The following is a 20,727-nucleotide window of genomic DNA, read 5'->3' on the forward strand; positions in this document are numbered from 1 at the left end:
ACTTCCTTTCCTTAGATCTCATTTTCTTTAGCTTTTAGATTTGTGATAATACGCTCTTGATAAGCCTCAAATTCTCGGATTTCTTGATTGGAAAATCCTTGGTAGAAAATCTCCCCCAATTCTTTACTGACACGGTCTCCAATTTCTTTTTGTGCCCAACCGAGATCTGTCAAAGAGATATATTTTTTCCTTTTATCCTGCGTGCAAGGTTGAATCGTGACCAAACCTTGTTCTTCCAATTTCTTAACCATACTGGTCAATGTATTATTGGCTAAACCCGTCGCAAGAGCGATATCCGTAGCAGTTGCCCAACCATCCTCTTTTTCCCAAAGCACTGTTAAGATCTTACCTTGTTCACTTCTGTATTGAGCATCTGGTTCCTTGCTCAAGAGTTTTTGGAAGATACGCCCATTCAACAAGCGAATCTGTAGAGCTTGGTAGCCCCCTAACATCTTGTCCATTATGTCTCCTTTTTATTCTATATCGAACTGTTTAAGCATATAGTAACTTTTTTGATTACACCTGTCAACTGTTTCGATATAGAAATATTAATTTTTTAATAAGTCTAAGTAAATTTCATAATCAAAATCCTTAAAAACATTGAATACAACTGTTATATCAGTGTGTTTTATCTGAAACTGTGTAACCGTCTCCATCGCAATCTTGACTGACTCTTCATTTGGAAATCGAAATTCTCCTGTTGAGATACAACAAAATTCCAATTTCACAGAGCTTGTTCATAAGCTAAGGTCAAACACACTTCATAGGACGATGCTAACTGCTACCTTTTCAAATCTATCAACTCTTCATAGATAAGAGACCCACCGTGTGAACGACATAGAGGTAAGGGAGCTTGTAGGCCTTGGTTATCTTTGCATGACCTGTAGCTTCATGATTTCCTTGCTCCTGCATGAGCACATAACAGACTAAACGTAGTTCAAGTCCAGTAGTTTTGTGAATTGCATTATCAAAGGAAATTCTTCATCTATAAGCTATTTTGTTATAGAAAAAAATAAAAACTTCCTACAAAAAGTAGAAAGCCATCATTTTTATAAAATTAAACATGAATCACATCTGAAGCATTCCTCTTAAAGAAACTACTATGGACCAGATAAGGACCATACTTAGAATTTTGACTAGAAACTAAGCATAAAGGAATGATAAAAATTTTTATAAAGTAGAGTAAGCAAAAAAGTAAAAAATAACTAAAACTAAGAGTTTTTAAATCAAGAAAGTAAAGATAACAGACAATTGATGTATTCAATAGAATATTAAATCCCGTAGCAAAACTAGCTGATAAGATGTTCGTTTTAATCTTAGGATTACAGAGTTTGACAAGAAACAAGGCTAATAAAGAAGTATTATAGATACAAATCGGCTTGTAGTCGTGACGATATAAAACTAAACATTTATGATTATAAAAAATAAGCCCTCTACTAAAATTACTCCTTTTGTTAATCCAAACGTGTGAAACTCCACTGATATCACTCCAAGGAACAAATAAATCTAACCTTCTAATGTATATCCCATCCTGAGTAATATAAAATTTCCAAGGAAAAAGAAAATTTATGCCGATACCAAGTAAAAGCAATAAAAGAAGGAAATACACTAACTGTGTTTGATCAAAACTAAAAGCGTAATCAAAAAATGTTATCGTTTGAAATCCTCGAACAACAATTTGATTAAAGCCTAGAAAAAACAAAACAATTATAAATAAAACATATCTATAAAAAATACTACGAAACTTTACACCTTTAGTCATAGATCATATTCTCCTAGATTACCCATCAACATCAAAAAATACTTCACAATCATATATAAGACTAGTATAACATTAAATTTTCAAAGAATATAAAATTATAAAAAGGAAATTAAAAAAAGAGCTATAAAAGCTCTTTGAATACGGAGAATAAGGGATTCGAACCCTTGCGCCAGTTACCCGACCTAACGATTTAGCAAACCGTCCTCTTCAGCCTCTTGAGTAATTCTCCTATTAATGGGCACGAGTGGACTCGAACCACCGACCTCACGCTTATCAGGCGTGCGCTCTAACCACCTGAGCTACGCGCCCAAGTTAATAAACTTGGTAGATGAACTAAAAGTTCAAAGCGGGTGACGAGAATCGAACTCGCGACAACAGCTTGGAAGGCTGTAGTTTTACCACTAAACTACACCCGCATTAATAATAGATATGGCGCGAGACGGAATCGAACCGCCGACACATGGAGCTTCAATCCATTGCTCTACCAACTGAGCTACCGAGCCAAAATTGCGGGAGCAGGATTTGAACCTACGACCTTCGGGTTATGAGCCCGACGAGCTACCGAGCTGCTCCATCCCGCGTTAAGAATAAAAGGAGGATGTGGGATTCGAACCCACGCACGCTTTTACACGCCTGACGGTTTTCAAGACCGTTCCCTTCAGCCGGACTTGGGTAATCCTCCATAACATTTTATGGACCTTGTAGGACTTGAACCTACGACCACTCGGTTATGAGCCGAGAGCTCTAACCAGCTGAGCTAAAGGTCCAACAAGATCATTATAGCGGCGAAGGGGATCGAACCCCCGACCTCCCGGGTATGAACCGGACGCTCTAGCCAGCTGAGCTACACCGCCATCAATCGGGAAGACAGGATTCGAACCTGCGACACCTTGGTCCCAAACCAAGTACTCTACCAAGCTGAGCTACTTCCCGAGTTAAATAGAAAAAATGCACCCTAGAGGAGTCGAACCTCTAACCGCCTGATTCGTAGTCAGGTACTCTATCCAGTTGAGCTAAGGGTGCTCATTAATATATGCCGAGGACCGGGATCGAACCGGTACGATCGTTACCAATCGCAGGATTTTAAGTCCTGTGCGTCTGCCAGTTCCGCCACCCCGGCCTCTCTAAGCGAACGACGGGATTCGAACCCGCGACCCCCACCTTGGCAAGGTGGTGTTCTACCACTGAACTACGTTCGCATCGACCTCTTGGTTATATTTAAAAATGCCGGCTACATGACTTGAACACGCGACCCTCTGATTACAAATCAGATGCTCTACCAACTGAGCTAAGCCGGCTGATTCCTATTATGCGGGTTAAGGGACTTGAACCCCCACGCCGTTAAGCGCCAGATCCTAAATCTGGTGCGTCTGCCAATTCCGCCAAACCCGCAATGATGACCCGTACTGGGCTCGAACCAGTGACCCATTGATTAAAAGTCAATTGCTCTACCAACTGAGCTAACGAGTCTAAAATAACTTTCGTTATCTTAAACGGTCCCGACGGGAATCGAACCCGCGATCTTCGCCGTGACAGGGCGACGTGATAACCGCTACACTACGGGACCTATGGGAGTTAACGGGATCGAACCGCTGACCCTCTGCTTGTAAGGCAGATGCTCTCCCAGCTGAGCTAAACTCCCTTTAGCTAAGCGACTTCCTTATCTCACAGGGGGCAACCCCCAACTACTTCCGGCGTTCTAGGGCTTAACTGCTGTGTTCGGCATGGGTACAGGTGTATCTCCTAGGCTATCGTCACTTAACTTTGAGTAATACATACTCAAAATTGAATATCTTTCAAATTTCACTTAAAATAATCACGCTTCGTATTCTCAGTTACTTTGGATAAGTCCTCGAGCTATTAGTATTAGTCCGCTACATGTGTCGCCACACTTCCACTTCTAACCTATCTACCTGATCTTCTCTCAGGGCTCTTACTGATATAAAATCATGGGAAATCTCATCTTGAGGTGGGTTTCACACTTAGATGCTTTCAGCGTTTATCCCTTCCCTACATAGCTACCCAGCGATGCCTTTGGCAAGACAACTGGTACACCAGCGGTAAGTCCACTCTGGTCCTCTCGTACTAGGAGCAGATCCTCTCAAATTTCCTACGCCCGCGACGGATAGGGACCGAACTGTCTCACGACGTTCTGAACCCAGCTCGCGTGCCGCTTTAATGGGCGAACAGCCCAACCCTTGGGACCGACTACAGCCCCAGGATGCGACGAGCCGACATCGAGGTGCCAAACCTCCCCGTCGATGTGAACTCTTGGGGGAGATAAGCCTGTTATCCCCAGGGTAGCTTTTATCCGTTGAGCGATGGCCCTTCCATACGGAACCACCGGATCACTAAGCCCGACTTTCGTCCCTGCTCGAGTTGTAGCTCTCGCAGTCAAGCTCCCTTATACCTTTACACTCTGCGAATGATTTCCAACCATTCTGAGGGAACCTTTGGGCGCCTCCGTTACCTTTTAGGAGGCGACCGCCCCAGTCAAACTGCCCGTCAGACACTGTCTCCGATAGGGATCACCTATCCGGGTTAGAGTGGCCATAACACAAGGGTAGTATCCCAACATCGTCTCCTTCGAAACTGGCGTCCCGATCTCTTAGACTCCTACCTATCCTGTACATGTGGTACAGACACTCAATATCAAACTGCAGTAAAGCTCCATGGGGTCTTTCCGTCCTGTCGCGGGTAACCTGCATCTTCACAGGTACTAAAATTTCACCGAGTCTCTCGTTGAGACAGTGCCCAAATCATTACGCCTTTCGTGCGGGTCGGAACTTACCCGACAAGGAATTTCGCTACCTTAGGACCGTTATAGTTACGGCCGCCGTTTACTGGGGCTTCAATTCATACCTTCGCTTACGCTAAGCACTCCTCTTAACCTTCCAGCACCGGGCAGGCGTCACCCCCTATACATCATCTTACGATTTAGCAGAGAGCTGTGTTTTTGATAAACAGTTGCTTGGGCCTATTCACTGCGGCTGACATATGTCAGCACCCCTTCTCCCGAAGTTACGGGGTCATTTTGCCGAGTTCCTTAACGAGAGTTCTCTCGATCACCTGAGGCTACTCGCCTCGACTACCTGTGTCGGTTTGCGGTACGGGTAGAGTATGTTTAAACGCTAGAAGCTTTTCTTGGCAGTGTGACGTCACTAACTTCGCTACTAAACTTCGCTCCCCATCACAGCTCAATGTTATAGAACTAAGCATTTAACTCAATTCACACCTCACTGCTTAGACAGACACTTCCAATCGTCTGCTTTAGTTAGCCTACTGCGTCCCTCCATCACTACATACTCTAGTACAGGAATATCAACCTGTTGTCCATCGGATACACCTTTCGGTCTCTCCTTAGGTCCCGACTAACCCAGGGCGGACGAGCCTTCCCCTGGAAACCTTAGTCTTACGGTGGACAGGATTCTCACCTGTCTTTCGCTACTCATACCGGCATTCTCACTTCTATGCGTTCCAGCACTCCTCACGGTACACCTTCTTCACACATAGAACGCTCTCCTACCATACCTATAAAGGTATCCACAGCTTCGGTAAATTGTTTTAGCCCCGGTACATTTTCGGCGCAGGGTCACTCGACTAGTGAGCTATTACGCACTCTTTGAATGAATAGCTGCTTCTAAGCTAACATCCTAGTTGTCTGTGCAACCCCACATCCTTTTCCACTTAACAATTATTTTGGGACCTTAGCTGGTGGTCTGGGCTGTTTCCCTTTCGACTACGGATCTTAGCACTCGCAGTCTGACTGCCGACCATAATTCTTTGGCATTCGGAGTTTATCTGAGATTGGTAATCCGGGATGGACCCCTCACCCAAACAGTGCTCTACCTCCAAGAATCTCTAATGTCGACGCTAGCCCTAAAGCTATTTCGGAGAGAACCAGCTATCTCCAAGTTCGTTTGGAATTTCTCCGCTACCCACAAGTCATCCAAGCACTTTTCAACGTGCCCTGGTTCGGTCCTCCAGTGCGTCTTACCGCACCTTCAACCTGCTCATGGGTAGGTCACATGGTTTCGGGTCTACGACATAATACTAAAGCGCCCTATTCAGACTCGGTTTCCCTGCGGCTCCGTCTCTTCAACTTAACCTCGCATCATATCGTAACTCGCCGGTTCATTCTACAAAAGGCACGCTCTCACCCATTAACGGGCTCGAACTTGTTGTAGGCACACGGTTTCAGGTTCTATTTCACTCCCCTCCCGGGGTGCTTTTCACCTTTCCCTCACGGTACTGGTTCACTATCGGTCACTAGGGAGTATTTAGGGTTGGGAGATGGTCCTCCCAGATTCCGACGGGATTTCGCGTGTCCCGCCGTACTCAGGATTCTGCTAGGTACAAAGACTATTTTAAATACGAGGCTATCACTCTCTTTGGCTGATCTTCCCAGACCATTCTTCTATAGTCTTTGAGTCCACATTGCAGTCCTACAACCCCGAAGAGTAAACTCTTCGGTTTGCCCTCCTGCCGTTTCGCTCGCCGCTACTAAGGCAATCGCTTTTGCTTTCTCTTCCTGCAGCTACTTAGATGTTTCAGTTCACTGCGTCTTCCTCCTCATATCCTTAACAGATATGGGTAACAGGCATTACCTGTTGGGTTCCCCCATTCGGAAATCCCTGGATCATCGCTTACTTACAGCTACCCAAGGCATATCGTCGTTTGTCACGTCCTTCTTCGGCTCCTAGTGCCAAGGCATCCACCGTGCGCCCTTATTAACTTAACCTTATTTTTCTGACCTTTCAGTCATAAACTCTTATTAATACTACAGCGTTTTCGGTTTATTTTCTTGTTACTATTTGATATAGATATTCAATTTTCAATGTGCATTACTTGGTGATCTCTCACCAATGGAGCCTAGCGGGATCGAACCGCTGACCTCCTGCGTGCAAAGCAGGCGCTCTCCCAGCTGAGCTAAGGCCCCACAAGACCTCTCAAGACTAAACAAGACCAATGTGCATTCCTTATCCTTAGAAAGGAGGTGATCCAGCCGCACCTTCCGATACGGCTACCTTGTTACGACTTCACCCCAATCATCTATCCCACCTTAGGCGGCTGGCTCCTAAAAGGTTACCTCACCGACTTCGGGTGTTACAAACTCTCGTGGTGTGACGGGCGGTGTGTACAAGGCCCGGGAACGTATTCACCGCGGCGTGCTGATCCGCGATTACTAGCGATTCCGACTTCATGTAGGCGAGTTGCAGCCTACAATCCGAACTGAGACTGGCTTTAAGAGATTAGCTTGTCGTCACCGACTTGCGACTCGTTGTACCAGCCATTGTAGCACGTGTGTAGCCCAGGTCATAAGGGGCATGATGATTTGACGTCATCCCCACCTTCCTCCGGTTTATTACCGGCAGTCTCGCTAGAGTGCCCAACTAAATGATGGCAACTAACAATAGGGGTTGCGCTCGTTGCGGGACTTAACCCAACATCTCACGACACGAGCTGACGACAACCATGCACCACCTGTCACCTCTGTCCCGAAGGAAAACTCTATCTCTAGAGCGATCAGAGGGATGTCAAGACCTGGTAAGGTTCTTCGCGTTGCTTCGAATTAAACCACATGCTCCACCGCTTGTGCGGGCCCCCGTCAATTCCTTTGAGTTTCAACCTTGCGGTCGTACTCCCCAGGCGGAGTGCTTAATGCGTTAGCTGCGGCACTAAACCCCGGAAAGGGTCTAACACCTAGCACTCATCGTTTACGGCGTGGACTACCAGGGTATCTAATCCTGTTTGCTCCCCACGCTTTCGAGCCTCAGCGTCAGTTACAAGCCAGAGAGCCGCTTTCGCCACCGGTGTTCCTCCATATATCTACGCATTTCACCGCTACACATGGAATTCCACTCTCCCCTCTTGCACTCAAGTTAAACAGTTTCCAAAGCGTACTATGGTTAAGCCACAGCCTTTAACTTCAGACTTATCTAACCGCCTGCGCTCGCTTTACGCCCAATAAATCCGGACAACGCTCGGGACCTACGTATTACCGCGGCTGCTGGCACGTAGTTAGCCGTCCCTTTCTGGTAAGATACCGTCACAGTGTGAACTTTCCACTCTCACACTCGTTCTTCTCTTACAACAGAGCTTTACGATCCGAAAACCTTCTTCACTCACGCGGCGTTGCTCGGTCAGACTTCCGTCCATTGCCGAAGATTCCCTACTGCTGCCTCCCGTAGGAGTCTGGGCCGTGTCTCAGTCCCAGTGTGGCCGATCACCCTCTCAGGTCGGCTATGTATCGTCGCCTTGGTGAGCCGTTACCCCACCAACTAGCTAATACAACGCAGGTCCATCTGGTAGTGATGCAATTGCACCTTTCAAGCAGATATCATGCAATATCTACTGTTATGCGGTATTAGCTATCGTTTCCAATAGTTATCCCCCGCTACCAGGCAGGTTACCTACGCGTTACTCACCCGTTCGCAACTCATCCGGAGAAGCAAGCTCCTCCTTCAGCGTTCTACTTGCATGTATTAGGCACGCCGCCAGCGTTCGTCCTGAGCCAGGATCAAACTCTCATTAAAAGTTTGAGTTCTCACTCATTTCTGTCACTGACAGATTTATTGTTTTTTTCATTGTTCAGTACTACAACCTATTGTTGTAGTGCCCTGCACATTGGTTCGTCTTGTTCAGTTTTCAAAGGTCTTTGTCACTCAATCTCTCTCAAGTGACAACTATATTAGTATATCACAGCCGCTTTCGCTTGTCAACACTTTTTTGAAACTTTTTTTAATTTTTTTCATCCAGTGTTTCAACTGCAATACACCATAGTCCGTACGGGATTCGAACCCGTGTTACCGCCGTGAAAAGGCGGTGTCTTAACCCCTTGACCAACGGACCGGAGTTGTTATTTTCAACTCTTACTATTATACCGACTTTTTCTTACTTGTCAACACCCTTTTTTAACTTTTTTTCAATTCTACTGAATTACTTCCTTTAACTCTTTCAACATGGCTTTGCGACCTTTGAAGCGTTCATCTGCCCAGAGACGTTCGTAGGCTTCTTGCTTATCTTGGGGCAACTTTCTTCTATAATTATCCAACAATTCATGAAGAGCATAATAATCATCCAGCCATAGACCTCCTTCTGGTAGTCGATGGCTAATCTCTCCTACTTCTTCATAAGCCATTCGATCTAGACGTCGCTTTTGGCTCTCTTGTTTTCTTACAGTATCAAGAATTCGGTTGCGGAATTTTGTTTTGAAGTAGACGTAGATTTTCTTTTCTTCTTCAACTAGTTCTGGATGGGACTCTAGGAGTTCATAAAGACAGATCATTCCTTCTTGATCCCAATCCTCTTTTTCCCATAGATGGAGATAATAATCTTTTCGGCATTTATGAACAATACCTTTTACCTTTGCGTAGTATTTCTCAAGCATTTGCTTTCCCCCTTTCTCTGCTTGTAGTATAGCAGAGAAAGGAGGAAAGAAGGGCCCTAGTTTCTATCTTGTCTCTTTTTACCTCTCTGATGTTACGGAAGTCGTGAATACTGACTAGTGAGGGTGAAAAAAGACAACTGTTTTCCCCACAGTTGTCTTTGCTTTTTAGATTTAATTGACGAAATTTCCAAGAAATGCCCGATTAAAGTTCTGCAATCTGATTAAGATTTACTTCCGCTACTGTATCATTACCAAACATAGAGATAATCATCTTGACTTTGTTGTTATCAATTTCTGTGATCTTACCAGTGTAATCAGCGAAAGCACCGTCAATAATACGAACAGTTTGACCAACTTGGACATCAATATCAAATTCTTGGACAGTTTGACCCATAGAAACTAAAATATCACGAATTTCTTGTTCCAAAAGTGGAGTTGGTTTTGATCTATTTCCGTGTGAGCCTACAAATCCTGTTACGTTTGGTGTGTTACGCACAACAAACCATGCTTCGTCGGTCATAACCATTTCTACAAGAACATACCCTGGAAAGCGATTTTCTTCGATTTCTTTTTTCTTTCCATTTTTTTCCACTTGCACTGTTTGTGTAGGAATCTCAACACGCAGAATATTTTCTAGCATATTGTATGTTTGTGCACGCTGCAATAGGTTTTCTTTTACTTTATTTTCGTATCCAGAATAAGTTTGTAGCACAAACCATCCTTTATCAAAACTATCCATGTTTTTTCCTTTCCTAACTGAAGAATTTCAGCGACTAGATCTTTTTCTTAGCTTATTTTAAAAAATATTAATAAAACGAATCAATCCGCTAACAATCAATTGGTCAAAAATATAAATCATCACTACAAAGAAAGCAGTGTATTCCATGATAGATTTAAAATCTAACCAACTTTCCTTGCGAGTCGGCCAAGTTGTTTCTTTAAGAAGTTTAAAAATGTCCTTAATAAAACGCATCGTTTTCTCCTATCTCGTTTCTCGGTGTGTGGTGTACTTGCCACAGTGTTTACAAAATTTATTTACTTCTAAGCGTGTTGGTTTTGGATTTCCACTAATCTTAATCGAATAGTTTCTAGAACCACAAACCGCACAGGCTAGACTTGCTTTTTTAAGTGCCATAACGCCTCCATCTTACCTATTATAACAAGAATCCTCTGCTTTGACAAGCTTAATTGTTTTTTGAATTCTTAAATCTTGAACGGTAACTTCTCAAAGCAACTTCTACTTGTACTAACGGTGAAACTTAGTTTGGGAATTCAGCCTTCCAAAATCTCAGCTCAAGTTTTCTTCTACCTCAGACTGTATGTTTCGAAAATCAAAAACCTAGGAATCATCCTAGGCTTTATGATGTTTATTTTCCAAGGTAGTATTCAGAAACTACGTTCAATTTTTCGTCAAATTCGAATACCAATGGTGGGAAGTTAGGGATTTCCACGTCCATGATTTCGTCATCTGACAAGCGTTTGATGTGTTTTACAAGGGCACGGATTGAGTTACCGTGAGCTCCTACAAATACGTTTTTACCATCTTTAAGTGCTGGAGCAATTTTATCTTCCCAGAATGGAAGGGCACGTTCCAAAGTCACTTTCAAGTTCTCAGCATCTGGGATAACTGAGTCGTCAAGTGAAGCGTAACGACGGTCAGTGTGCGCTGAGTGCTCATCGTCACGGTCCATAAATCAAATTTCATTTCAGATTCTAGATTAATTTACTGTCTAACCCCAGAAAGCATCTTCTACTGCTTGATCTGATGAAAAGAGCCAAACTTCCTTGATCTTTCCATCATCCATGCGAAAAAGATCAATACCATTCATGTTGAGTTCCTCGCCGTCTGGGCGAGTTCCGACAAAGGTCACATTGGCTGCTACAAGGTCAATATTTTCAGACACCCAGTTAGTCAATACTTTGAAGGTACCGTTTGTTTTTTCTGAAAATTGAGCCAAGTGTGCTCCAAGTGCTTCTTTTCCAACAACTGTACCGGAATTACTATGCTGACCTGGCTGGTGCCAGATGATATCATCTGCCATAGTCTCAAAAACAGCTGGAAAATCACCTGTTATAAGACCATTGTTATATGCATTAAAAATTTCTAAATTTACTGACATGAGTTACTCCTCGTTTCTTTTATTTATGATATAATTTTATCACTTACTTAACAAAAGACAAGTAGGCACTTTATTGTTATCTAGTATCAAATACGATACTATTATTGTCAAATAAGAGAATAATTTTAAAAAATTTGGAGGAATTATGGTAACCAAAGTCAGTGAATACGGAATTTGTCCTTTTGCCACGACGCAGCGTGTACTAACAGGCAAATGGGCTCTAGTCATCATCTATCAACTCAGTACGGGGACTAAGCGTTTTAATGAACTACAACGTCTAATTCCTGGCATTACCCAAACCATTCTAACACGACACCTCAGACAGCTCGAGAATGATAAAATCGTGGAGCGTAAAGTCTATGCTGAAGTTCCCCCACGGGTCGAATACAGTCTAACTGCAATGGGTAGAAAATTTCAAGGTGTCCTAGATGCCATTGAAAGTTGGGGACTGGAGTATATCGAAATTCTAAACTAATTATCTCCTCGGTTCATCTCACCTTACAAAGTGAGACGAACCGAGAGTCACTTCTCAAAAAAAGGCGGAATAAATCCCGCCTTTTATCTTTTATAATTATTTTCCAAGGTAGTATTCAGAAACTACGTTCAATTTTTCGTCGAATTCGAATACCAATGGTGGGAAGTTAGGGATTTCCACGTCCATGATTTCGTCATCTGACAATTGTTTGATGTGTTTTACAAGGGCACGGATTGAGTTACCGTGAGCTCCTACGAATACATTTTTACCATCTTTAAGTGCTGGAGCGATTTTATCTTCCCAGAATGGAAGGGCACGTTCCAAAGTAACTTTCAAGTTTTCAGCATCTGGAATTACTGAGTCATCAAGTGAAGCGTAACGACGGTCAGTGTGTGCTGAGTGCTCATCATCACGATCCATGTTTGGAGGCAATACATCGTATGAACGACGCCAGATGTGAACTTGCTCATCACCAAATTGCTCAGCAGCTTCTGCTTTGTTTTTACCAGTCAAACCACCATAGTGACGTTCGTTCAAGCGCCATGATTTTTCAACTGGAACCCAAAGTTGGTCAGATGCTTCAAGAGCCAAGTTAGTTGTTTTGATCGCACGTTTCAATACTGAAGTGTAAGCTTGGTCAAATTCGATACCTGCTTCTTTGATCAATTTACCAGCGTCAATCGCTTGTTGTGTTCCTTTTTCAGACAAATCAACATCAGCCCAACCAGTGAAAAGGTTAGCTTTGTTCCATTCAGACTCACCGTGGCGAGCAAAAACCAATTTTACCATTTGATGGATACTCCTTTTATTTTCCGAGGGTTCCCTCGTTTATCTATTCTATTTTACACAATTTTTCACAAAAAAGCTAGTCAAAATCGATTAAAAAGAGAAGAGGTGAACGCCCCTTCTCTCAATAAACAGCTATTCTTGAACTTGAAATTGTTTCAAGCTTGTTAAAAAAAGGGCACCACCGATGACAATGACGATGCCACCAATCCAACCTAAAAATGGAATCAATCCTACTACAGAACCTACGATTAACAAAATAGATGGTGCCATTGAAATACGCTTATCATCCTTATAGTAGATTAGAGAGAGAATTCCAAGAATGAGAGTTGCGATTTTTACTAACGTAAAAACAATGAAAATAATTGCCAAAATTACTCCTGCAAAATCTTCATTCTCAAAAATAGATGCAATCATTAATATAACGACAGGCAAAATTGCCAAGAGCGATCCTGCGATAGTCCCAATAATTCCAGAAGTTTGTGCTAGTGTTTTTGTCTTCATAACTGTCTCCTTAAAATTTTAATAATTGATATTCTACCATATTTCACGTTAAATTCAAAGTTCTTCCAGTTAACAAAGAGTCACTTTATCTATACAAAAAGTGTCTGAGACAAAATAGCTCTCAGTCACAAAAAAGCTAGAGATTTCCAATTGCGGAACTCTAGCTTTTAATTTTGACTCATTCTCTTATTGTATTTTAGGAGGTTATTAGCCATGAGCACCAATCCCATGTCAATTCTCACTTGACGCTTGCCTCTTAGGTTACATCTCTTGTAACCCAAACAGGCCTTTATCTGCCCAAAGACAGGTTCCACATCAATCTTGCGTTGAGCGAAAATCTGTCTTCCTTCGGGAGATAAAAGCGCCTGGCATTCTTTAGTTTTTAAGTGCTGATAGCGTTCGTTCATATACAGTCCCTTTTGAGGGGCTACTTCAGGTTCATCAGCGTAGTAAACCTTGATTTCCTGTTGAAAGTCCATCTGTGTTTTCTGATGTTTGATATGGTGAAAACGATAGCACCAGCCATCAGGATGTGTGTAGCTATCCTCCTTGTCATCATAGTGCCAATTCCCTAAGTTTCTAGCTGACTGTTTATAGCCTCTCTTCTGTTCCTTATCAAACATGGCATATTTAATCAGATGGTTCACCTCCTTTTCATCTAAACGAAGGAGATTCTCTTCACTTCCATATCCAGCATCTGCGACAACTGTCTTTACGTCATGCGGATAAGTTTCAAGGAATGGCAGAAGAGTCTTGGTATCTGTCGGATTTGAGAAGACATCGCAGTGAAGCACAAATTGGTTTTCAGTAGCGATTTGAAGATTATAAGCAGCCTTGAGTTGGCCATTTTTTATATGGTCTTCTTTCATGCGCATAAAAGTGGCATCTGCATCGGTTTTGGAAAAACTGTTACGCCCTTCAAATGTCTCCTGATAGCTCTCATATTTTTCAGCACGTACTGAAAAATCATCCTTGACTTTACGCAAGACTTTCTTGAGTTTCCGACGTTGGGTTTTACGTTCATCCTTTCCCTTAACGGGTGTCTCCTCAATGTCCTGGTTCAGTTTTTCTAATTCTTCTTCAAGGATTTGAGCGAATGCAAGCAACTGCTCTGAGGAGATAGGCTCTTCTTCATCCAGCTTAATGGCCTGATGGATAAGGGGTGTGATTTCTTCTTGAAAATAGACTTGTATCTGTTCTTGAAGTTTGGCGGAGAATTTCTCTGTCGCTTTCTTCCACACGAAACTATACTTGTTGGCATTAGCTTCAATCTTAGTCCCGTCAATAAACAAACAATCTAAGGTCATTAACTCTTCCATTTTTAAACGAAGATTGAGGTCGATGAAAAGATCACGAATGAGTTCTTCCATCCCTTCAGCGATACGAAAACGATTGATAGTGCGGTAGCTGACAAGCAACTGCCCTGTTAGGTATTGCATAGCCAGATTTTTCAATCATCATTTTTTCAATTTTTCGCCCAGAGAAAATCCCTTATGAATAGGCAAATAGAAGAGTAGATACAAGCATTTTAGGGTGATAAGACGGACGAGCAAAGGCATGATAGAAGGCATGGAAGTGACTATCCTCCAAGGTATTCACCACTTTTTCAATAGTAAAAACAAGATGGTCTTGGGATAGCCTTTCTAAATGGTTTATTAAGCAATTCTATTTTACCAAGACTATCGCAACCATGCAAAAAAGCAACGGCAAAAACCGTTGCTTTTTTGATAGAATCGAGACACTATTGTCCCAGACTCTTTTCTAGCAAATTTATAGAATCAAGATTCTTAGATTTGCTTTATTTGAGAAATAGCTTACTCTTCTTCCTTACGTTTTTTAGAGATAAGGAGTCCTCCTGTCGCTGCTGCAAGAAGTGCTAGAGCAAGTGAAGCGCTAGATTGTTTTGTACCAGTATTTGGTAATTCTTTAGCGCCTGCTTTCTTAGCTGGAGTGTTATCAGAAGCTGGAGCTGCATTAGCTGCAACAGTTACTTTAACTGGAACTTCATCCTTAGAGCCATCTGGATATGTTACTACAACAATTGCGTCTTTTTCACCTGGTGTTGTTGTATCTACTGGTGTCTTGTACTCGAATTTAGTTCCTTCTGGAAGATCGCCTACATTGCCAATTGATTTCTTAGCGTCTGGAGTTTCACCCTTCTTAACTGTTTGATCTTTAGCAGTTGGGGTGTTCTTATCCGCATCTGTGCTTGGATCTACTACTTTAACTGTTACTGGAACTTCATCCTTAGAGCCATCTGGGTAAGTAACAACAACAGTTGCCCCCTTATCGCCTGGTGTTGTAGTGTCTACTGGTGTCTTGTATTCGAACTTAGTTCCTTTCGGAAGATCTCCTACATTGCCAATTGATTTCTTAGCGTCTGGAGTTTCACCCTTGTTTACTGTTTGACCCTTCGCTACTGGGGTGTTCTTGTCCGCATCTGTGCTTGGATCTACTACTTTAACTGTTACTGGAACTTCATCCTTAGAGCCATCTGGGTAAGTAACAACAACGGTTGCTCCCTTATCGCCTGGAGTTGTAGTGTCTACTGGTGTCTTGTATTCGAACTTAGTTCCTTTCGGAAGATCTCCTACATTACCAATTGATTTCTTAGCGTCTGGAGTGTCACCCTTCTTAACTGTTTGGTCTTTAGCTACTGGGGTGTTTTCATCGGCTTGCGTTGGGTTTTCTACAACTTTTACCTTAACTGGAACTTCATCCTTAGAGCCATCTGGGTAAGTAACTACAACTGTTGCGTCTTTGTCGCCTGGTGTTGTAGTGTCTACTGGTGTCTTGTACTCGAATTTAGTTCCTTCTGGAAGATCTCCTACATTACCAATTGATTTCTTAGCGTCTGGAGTGTCACCCTTCTTAACTGTTTGATCTTTAGCTGTTGGGGTATTTTCATCGGCTTGCGTTGGGTTTTCTACAACTTTTACCTTAACTGGAACTTCATCTTTAGATCCATCTGGGTAAGTTACTACAACTGTTGCGTCTTTGTCGCCTGGTGTTGTAGTGTCTACTGGTGTCTTGTACTCGAATTTAGTTCCTTCTGGAAGATCTCCTACATTACCAATTGATTTCTTAGCGTCTGGAGTGTCTCCCTTCTTAACTGTTTGATCTTTAGCTGTTGGGGTATTTTCATCGGCTTGCGTTGGGTTTTCTACAACTTTTACCTTAACTGGAACTTCATCTTTAGATCCATCTGGGTAAGTAACAACAACAGTTGCTCCCTTATCGCCTGTTGTAGTTGTATCTACTGGATCTTTGAAGGCATAGGTTGTGCCACTTGGGAGGTCTCCTACATTACCAATTGAATTCTTAGCGTCTGGAGTATCTCCCTTCTTAACTGTTTGATCTTTAGCTGTTGGGGTATTTTCATCGGCTTGGGTTGGGTTTTCTACAACTTTTACCTTAACTGGAACTTCATCTTTAGATCCATCTGGGTAAGTTACTACAACTGTTGCGTCTTTGTCGCCTGGTGTTGTAGTGTCTACTGGTGTCTTGTACTCGAATTTAGTTCCTTCTGGAAGATCTCCTACATTACCAATTGATTTCTTAGCGTCTGGAGTGTCTCCCTTCTTAACTGTTTGATCTTTAGCTGTTGGGGTATTTTCATCGGCTTGGGTTGGGTTTTCTACAACTTTTACCTTAACTGGAACTTCATCTTTAGATCCATCTGGGTAAGTTACTACAACTGTTGCGTCTTTGTCGCCTGGTGTTGTAGTGTCTACTGGTGTCTTGTACTCGAATTTAGTTCCTTCTGGAAGATCTCCTACATTACCAATTGATTTCTTAGCGTCTGGAGTATCTCCCTTCTTAACTGTTTGATCTTTAGCTGTTGGGGTATTTTCATCGGCTTGGGTTGGGTTTTCTACAACTTTTACCTTAACTGGAACTTCATCTTTAGATCCATCTGGGTAAGTTACTACAACTGTTGCGTCTTTGTCGCCTGGTGTTGTAGTGTCTACTGGTGTCTTGTACTCGAATTTAGTTCCTTCTGGAAGATCTCCTATATTACCAATTGATTTCTTAGCGTCTGGAGTGTCTCCCTTCTTAACTGTTTGATCTTTAGCTGTTGGGGTATTTTCATCGGCTTGGGTTGGGTTTTCTACAACTTTTACCTTAACTGGAACTTCATCTTTAGATCCATCTGGGTAAGTTACTACAACTGTTGCGTCTTTGTCGCCTGGTGTTGTAGTGTCTACTGGTGTCTTGTACTCGAATTTAGTTCCTTCTGGAAGATCTCCTACATTACCAATTGATTTCTTAGCGTCTGGAGTGTCTCCCTTCTTAACTGTTTGATCTTTAGCTGTTGGGGTATTTTCATCGGCTTGGGTTGGGTTTTCTACAACTTTTACCTTAACTGGAACTTCATCTTTAGAGCCATCTGGGTAAGTTACTACAACTGTTGCGTCTTTGTCGCCTGGTGTTGTAGTGTCTACTGGTGTCTTGTACTCGAATTTAGTTCCTTCTGGAAGATCTCCTACATTACCAATTGATTTCTTAGCGTCTGGAGTATCTCCCTTCTTAACTGTTTGATCTTTAGCTGTTGGGGTATTTTCATCGGCTTGGGTTGGGTTTTCTACAACTTTTACCTTAACTGGAACTTCATCTTTAGAGCCATCTGGGTAAGTAACAACAACGGTTGCTCCCTTATCGCCTGTTGTAGTTGTATCTACTGGATCTTTGAAGGCATAGGTTGTACCACTTGGGAGATCTCCTGTATTACCAATTGATTTCTTAGCATCTGGAGTTTCACCCTTGTTTACTGTTTGTTCCTTAGCTGTTGGAGTGTTCTTATCAGCGTCTGTTGCTGGTTTTGTAACTGTAAATTTAAATGTTTCAGTTACAGGTTGTCCATCAGCACCTTTTACTGGTTGACCATTTTTACCAAGAACTGTGATCGTTACTTCTGATTCACCTTCAGTTGTTGGTGTACCTGTAATTTGTTTTGTTGCTGGGTCGTAAGAAACACCATCCGGAAGTCCTTCAACCTTGATAGAACCATCTGTAGGAACTTTCTCTACTGTGACAGTAACTGGTGTGATTTCTTTTCCTACTACACCTGTTTGATCATCAATTGGAGTAATTTTTGAAGCGATTGAGTTTGGATCTTTAGTGTTTGTACCATCTGTTGTTTCGTCTGAATCTTTGACACCATCATTATCATCATCTTCATCCGTTACATCTGGGATCTTATCACCATCAGTATCCAACTTAAAGGTAGCCTTGGCTGTATCAGTTGAGTTGTCTTTGTATGTTACTTTGACAGGTACTTCAACTTCTTCAACTGTTGTTCCTGGCTTAGCTTCAACAGTGATTTTTCCTGTATTTTCGTCGATTGATACAGTGTAGCCTTCTGGAGCTACAAAGTCAGATGGAATACTATATTTAGCACCTTCTGGAGCTGGTGTATCTTTCCCACCTTTATCTGTGAAAGTTGGCGTTGCTGTAGCAGGGGTTCCTGGTGTTACAAGTGTGTCAGCATATTTTGGAGTGTATTTGTCTGTTTCTTCATCAAGAACAGCAGTGAATGAATCAAGTGCCAATGCTGAATGAAGGTCACTTGTGTCTTCGCCTTGGAGGAATACAGCTGATGTATAGATTGCTGGTTCTGTAAGATCATTTGGCACAGTGAGTGGTACTGACTTAGCAGTTCCTTCTGCTGTTGACATTACAGTTGTTGCTTCACCAATTGCTTTACCATCTTTGAACCAACGGATTTGGTATTCGCGTGATGGCATAAGCCCACCAGTAGTGCTTTCAGCAGTATTTCCTGGTTTAGCAAAGTGATCAGAGTTGTCATACACCAAGATGTCGTGCATTGGTTGTGGTGCGATTAGAGCAAAGTTGGTATTTGAAATATTTGCTCCCGCAAGTGATGAAGGTCCTACTGGAAGAACAGCATCTGACGTACCTTCAAACATATTTGATTGGTAGTTATTGCTCCAAATAGCATAGTCATTGACAAGAACAGTGGTATAAACATAATCCGTATTAATGTGACGGTGTTTTTGTCCAATAGTTCCATTCCACTTCATAAGATGTTCATTGTCTAAATCTTCATCTTTAACAAGTGTTCCAAACTCTTGGTCAGAAATCGTATGTGAAATTTTAAGACCGCTATTAGCCTTATCAGCGCTCACACCATAAAGACCACGGAATGGAATACGATAGTAACCGTCTTTATCAACTGGTACTACAACAGTTTCAGCGATATGTGAACCTTTACCATTCTTAGCTTCATATTCTTTGATAATTTCAGCTTGAGCAGCTTTGAAATCATCAAGTTTGTAGTTTTGGTGTTCTTTTTTCCATTTATCAAAAAGACGAGTTACTTCATCATTTACGTATGAAGTCGCTACTTTAACGTTTGTGGCGTTAATATCGTAGCTGTCTTTTTTATACATACGTGCGTCAGAACCACTTGGGTCACGAAGTTCGTACCACACTCTACCACGGATTGTACCATAATCGCCTTTACGTGAAAATTGGCCGTCTGCTTGGTCACCTGTCTGACGGTCTGCTTCTGGTTTCAATAGATAGTCTTCAGAATCTGGTTTTTCTTGGAGAACTACTTGACCACCAACAATACGGTTGATACCAGCCGTGAAATCCCAAGTTTCATTCAAACGGCTAAGACGTCCGTGGAAACCTGTACGTTGGTCACCTGATTTGATGACAGTGTATTTTGTTGGATCTGGATTTTCTACCCAAGTACGGATAGCAAGTTTAGGATCTCCTGCAAGTTGAAACTCACCTGTGGCTCCTAGACGGTTTGCTACTGGTTTAGACAAGTCAAATACAAAAGTTCCATCTTGTCCACTTGTTGTCTTATAAACTGGAGAAACGAAACCTTTCCCAGTTACATACTGAAGGTAAACATTAACATTAGCAAGGCGTTTTGCATCTTCTTGGTTATCGTTATTGACTGTTCCATTACGGTAAAGCCAAACTGTTCCTTCGTAACCTTGTTTCTGACCTTTTTCCCCTGGGCTATAGATGGCTGTCTTTTGAGCAGCATCTTGAAGTTCAGAGTCAAATGAACGTGTGCTGATGCCATTTGCTGGAGAAAGGGCACGACGTGAACGTGTAGGTGCTTCCGAAGTAGAAGTAGCTTCTGGCTTCACTTTAACGGTTTGAGAAGCTGACAATGTTGCGCTAGAGCCATCTGCAAATGTTATAACCGCAGATCCATCATTACTAACTTGAACATCAACTGCTGTTGGATTTACACCTTTAATCGCTTCAACGACGTTTGAGATTTCTTCAGCAGTTAATGCTGATGCATCAGCTACTGTAGTTAAGCTTGGTTCTTGGACAGAATCTGATTCTTTTGTAGTTGCTACTACTGGTGCAGCAGAGTACTCTGTATCTTTCTCCTTAGCATTAGCTTCTGTAGTTGTTGGAACTTCTGCAGCAGGTGCTGCATAAGTTACATCCTCCTCAGCTGCAACCGACTTAGTGGTTTCCGTAGTAGAACCTGCTTCTGGCTTAGTTTCTACTGTATCTGCTTTGACTGATGGTGCTACCAAAGCCGCCCCAATTGCAAAAACAAGCGAACAACCGAAAAGGAAGTGTTTTCCTTTTTTGATCATACGCCAGTTCTTTTGCTCTGCATTTTTACGATTAAAATACATTTTACGTCTCCTTTTTCGTATTTTTTAGCATTATATATGCTACATAC

The 20,727-nt window shown here is 42.3% G+C and carries 12 protein-coding genes, 19 tRNA genes, 3 rRNA genes and 2 pseudogenes; 1 reads left to right on the top strand and 35 read right to left on the bottom strand.

Annotated features, from left to right (window positions below):
- Positions 1–11 precede the first annotated feature (11 nt).
- The 31 genes and pseudogenes from ACORHT_RS08090 to ACORHT_RS08240 form a co-directional block, all read right to left on the bottom strand.
- Complete coding sequence (locus tag ACORHT_RS08090; protein WP_434349990.1) at positions 12–461, bottom strand: MarR family winged helix-turn-helix transcriptional regulator; 450 nt, start codon at positions 459–461, stop codon at positions 12–14.
- A 337-nt stretch (positions 462–798) separates the two neighbouring features.
- Positions 799–912 (bottom strand): macro domain-containing protein, encoded by a 114-nt coding sequence (locus ACORHT_RS08095; protein ID WP_434349991.1) that lies wholly within the window; start codon positions 910–912, stop codon positions 799–801.
- 145 nt (positions 913–1,057) lie between these two features.
- On the bottom strand, positions 1,058–1,762 hold the full coding sequence (locus ACORHT_RS08100; protein WP_434349992.1) for a hypothetical protein: 705 nt from the start codon (positions 1,760–1,762) through the stop codon (positions 1,058–1,060).
- Between the two features lie 141 nt (positions 1,763–1,903).
- Positions 1,904–1,991: transfer RNA gene (locus tag ACORHT_RS08105), tRNA-Ser, on the bottom strand.
- A 6-nt stretch (positions 1,992–1,997) separates the two neighbouring features.
- Positions 1,998–2,071: transfer RNA gene (locus ACORHT_RS08110), tRNA-Ile, on the bottom strand.
- A gap of 36 nt (positions 2,072–2,107) precedes the next feature.
- Positions 2,108–2,178: transfer RNA gene (locus tag ACORHT_RS08115), tRNA-Gly, on the bottom strand.
- Positions 2,179–2,192: 14 nt separating this feature from the next.
- Positions 2,193–2,265, bottom strand: a tRNA-Phe gene (locus ACORHT_RS08120).
- Positions 2,266–2,269: 4 nt separating this feature from the next.
- Positions 2,270–2,343 (bottom strand) — tRNA-Met (locus ACORHT_RS08125).
- Between the two features lie 11 nt (positions 2,344–2,354).
- Positions 2,355–2,444: transfer RNA gene (locus ACORHT_RS08130), tRNA-Ser, on the bottom strand.
- An 11-nt stretch (positions 2,445–2,455) separates the two neighbouring features.
- Positions 2,456–2,529, bottom strand: a tRNA-Ile gene (locus ACORHT_RS08135).
- Between the two features lie 13 nt (positions 2,530–2,542).
- Positions 2,543–2,616: transfer RNA gene (locus ACORHT_RS08140), tRNA-Met, on the bottom strand.
- Positions 2,617–2,621: 5 nt separating this feature from the next.
- Positions 2,622–2,695, bottom strand: a tRNA-Pro gene (locus tag ACORHT_RS08145).
- Between the two features lie 16 nt (positions 2,696–2,711).
- Positions 2,712–2,785 (bottom strand) — tRNA-Arg (locus ACORHT_RS08150).
- An 11-nt stretch (positions 2,786–2,796) separates the two neighbouring features.
- A tRNA-Leu gene (locus tag ACORHT_RS08155) sits at positions 2,797–2,882 on the bottom strand.
- A 7-nt stretch (positions 2,883–2,889) separates the two neighbouring features.
- Positions 2,890–2,961 (bottom strand) — tRNA-Gly (locus tag ACORHT_RS08160).
- Between the two features lie 26 nt (positions 2,962–2,987).
- Positions 2,988–3,060: transfer RNA gene (locus tag ACORHT_RS08165), tRNA-Thr, on the bottom strand.
- A gap of 12 nt (positions 3,061–3,072) precedes the next feature.
- A tRNA-Leu gene (locus tag ACORHT_RS08170) sits at positions 3,073–3,154 on the bottom strand.
- 5 nt (positions 3,155–3,159) lie between these two features.
- Positions 3,160–3,232 (bottom strand) — tRNA-Lys (locus tag ACORHT_RS08175).
- 24 nt (positions 3,233–3,256) lie between these two features.
- Positions 3,257–3,329, bottom strand: a tRNA-Asp gene (locus tag ACORHT_RS08180).
- A gap of 2 nt (positions 3,330–3,331) precedes the next feature.
- Positions 3,332–3,404, bottom strand: a tRNA-Val gene (locus ACORHT_RS08185).
- A gap of 4 nt (positions 3,405–3,408) precedes the next feature.
- A 5S ribosomal RNA gene (rrf, locus tag ACORHT_RS08190) occupies positions 3,409–3,524 on the bottom strand.
- A gap of 78 nt (positions 3,525–3,602) precedes the next feature.
- A 23S ribosomal RNA gene (locus ACORHT_RS08195) occupies positions 3,603–6,503 on the bottom strand.
- Positions 6,504–6,628: 125 nt separating this feature from the next.
- Positions 6,629–6,701: transfer RNA gene (locus ACORHT_RS08200), tRNA-Ala, on the bottom strand.
- A gap of 50 nt (positions 6,702–6,751) precedes the next feature.
- A 16S ribosomal RNA gene (locus ACORHT_RS08205) occupies positions 6,752–8,298 on the bottom strand.
- The 16S, 23S and 5S rRNA genes sit together here with 19 tRNA genes alongside, the layout of an rRNA operon.
- A 244-nt stretch (positions 8,299–8,542) precedes the next feature.
- Positions 8,543–8,614 (bottom strand) — tRNA-Glu (locus tag ACORHT_RS08210).
- 79 nt (positions 8,615–8,693) lie between these two features.
- Positions 8,694–9,152, bottom strand: coding sequence for a sigma-70 family RNA polymerase sigma factor (locus ACORHT_RS08215; RefSeq protein ID WP_434349993.1), 459 nt, complete (start codon positions 9,150–9,152; stop codon positions 8,694–8,696).
- A 202-nt stretch (positions 9,153–9,354) separates the two neighbouring features.
- Positions 9,355–9,891, bottom strand: a complete 537-nt coding sequence (gene nusG, locus ACORHT_RS08220) for a transcription termination/antitermination protein NusG (RefSeq protein ID WP_075227310.1) — start codon at positions 9,889–9,891, stop codon at positions 9,355–9,357.
- Between the two features lie 57 nt (positions 9,892–9,948).
- Positions 9,949–10,125 carry a preprotein translocase subunit SecE gene (gene secE / locus ACORHT_RS08225; protein WP_001211016.1) on the bottom strand — a complete coding sequence of 59 codons (177 nt, stop codon included), beginning with the start codon at positions 10,123–10,125 and terminating at the stop codon, positions 9,949–9,951.
- Between the two features lie 9 nt (positions 10,126–10,134).
- The gene (gene rpmG, locus ACORHT_RS08230) at positions 10,135–10,287 is read right to left on the bottom strand and encodes a 50S ribosomal protein L33 (protein WP_001809375.1); all 153 of its coding nucleotides are present in this window, start codon (positions 10,285–10,287) and stop codon (positions 10,135–10,137) included.
- A gap of 232 nt (positions 10,288–10,519) precedes the next feature.
- Positions 10,520–10,843, bottom strand: a pseudogene (locus ACORHT_RS08235) (2,3-bisphosphoglycerate-dependent phosphoglycerate mutase); the annotation flags it as partial.
- Positions 10,844–10,882: 39 nt separating this feature from the next.
- Positions 10,883–11,272 carry a nuclear transport factor 2 family protein gene (locus ACORHT_RS08240; protein WP_002890784.1) on the bottom strand — a complete coding sequence of 130 codons (390 nt, stop codon included), beginning with the start codon at positions 11,270–11,272 and terminating at the stop codon, positions 10,883–10,885.
- Positions 11,273–11,417: 145 nt separating this feature from the next.
- Between ACORHT_RS08240 and ACORHT_RS08245 the strand changes: the two genes are divergently transcribed.
- Positions 11,418–11,747: a winged helix-turn-helix transcriptional regulator gene (locus ACORHT_RS08245; protein ID WP_434349994.1), complete on the top strand. Its 330-nt coding sequence runs from the start codon at positions 11,418–11,420 to the stop codon at positions 11,745–11,747.
- Positions 11,748–11,843: 96 nt separating this feature from the next.
- On the opposite strand, the gene ACORHT_RS08250 is transcribed toward ACORHT_RS08245, so the two are convergent.
- The 4 genes and pseudogenes from ACORHT_RS08250 to ACORHT_RS08265 all read right to left on the bottom strand — a co-directional run bounded on the left by ACORHT_RS08250 (position 11,844) and on the right by ACORHT_RS08265 (position 20,680).
- Positions 11,844–12,536 carry a phosphoglycerate mutase gene (locus ACORHT_RS08250; protein ID WP_042768625.1) on the bottom strand — a complete coding sequence of 231 codons (693 nt, stop codon included), beginning with the start codon at positions 12,534–12,536 and terminating at the stop codon, positions 11,844–11,846.
- A gap of 132 nt (positions 12,537–12,668) precedes the next feature.
- Positions 12,669–13,037, bottom strand: coding sequence for a hypothetical protein (locus ACORHT_RS08255; protein ID WP_434349995.1), 369 nt, complete (start codon positions 13,035–13,037; stop codon positions 12,669–12,671).
- 167 nt (positions 13,038–13,204) lie between these two features.
- A pseudogene (locus tag ACORHT_RS08260) lies at positions 13,205–14,693 on the bottom strand (IS1182 family transposase).
- 158 nt (positions 14,694–14,851) lie between these two features.
- Entirely contained in the window at positions 14,852–20,680 is a 5,829-nt protein-coding gene (locus ACORHT_RS08265; protein WP_434349996.1) for a Rib/alpha-like domain-containing protein, read from the bottom strand.
- Between the last annotated feature and the right edge of the window lie 47 nt (positions 20,681–20,727).

Source organism: Streptococcus sp. KHUD_014 (assembly GCF_051106275.1).
Lineage (GTDB): Bacteria > Bacillota > Bacilli > Lactobacillales > Streptococcaceae > Streptococcus.

Excerpts from the sequence above, each read along its gene's own strand:
- ACORHT_RS08090 (WP_434349990.1), bottom strand. The coding sequence starts at position 461 with ATGGACAAGATGTTAGGGGGCTACCAAGCTCTACAGATTCGCTTGTTG.
- ACORHT_RS08095 (WP_434349991.1), bottom strand. The coding sequence starts at position 912 with ATGCAGGAGCAAGGAAATCATGAAGCTACAGGTCATGCAAAGATAACC.
- ACORHT_RS08100 (WP_434349992.1), bottom strand. The coding sequence starts at position 1,762 with ATGACTAAAGGTGTAAAGTTTCGTAGTATTTTTTATAGATATGTTTTA.
- ACORHT_RS08215 (WP_434349993.1), bottom strand. The coding sequence starts at position 9,152 with ATGCTTGAGAAATACTACGCAAAGGTAAAAGGTATTGTTCATAAATGC.
- nusG (WP_075227310.1), bottom strand. The coding sequence starts at position 9,891 with ATGGATAGTTTTGATAAAGGATGGTTTGTGCTACAAACTTATTCTGGA.
- secE (WP_001211016.1), bottom strand. The coding sequence starts at position 10,125 with ATGCGTTTTATTAAGGACATTTTTAAACTTCTTAAAGAAACAACTTGG.
- rpmG (WP_001809375.1), bottom strand. The coding sequence starts at position 10,287 with ATGGCACTTAAAAAAGCAAGTCTAGCCTGTGCGGTTTGTGGTTCTAGA.
- ACORHT_RS08240 (WP_002890784.1), bottom strand. The coding sequence starts at position 11,272 with ATGTCAGTAAATTTAGAAATTTTTAATGCATATAACAATGGTCTTATA.
- ACORHT_RS08245 (WP_434349994.1), top strand. The coding sequence starts at position 11,418 with ATGGTAACCAAAGTCAGTGAATACGGAATTTGTCCTTTTGCCACGACG.
- ACORHT_RS08250 (WP_042768625.1), bottom strand. The coding sequence starts at position 12,536 with ATGGTAAAATTGGTTTTTGCTCGCCACGGTGAGTCTGAATGGAACAAA.
- ACORHT_RS08255 (WP_434349995.1), bottom strand. The coding sequence starts at position 13,037 with ATGAAGACAAAAACACTAGCACAAACTTCTGGAATTATTGGGACTATC.
- ACORHT_RS08265 (WP_434349996.1), bottom strand. The coding sequence starts at position 20,680 with ATGTATTTTAATCGTAAAAATGCAGAGCAAAAGAACTGGCGTATGATC.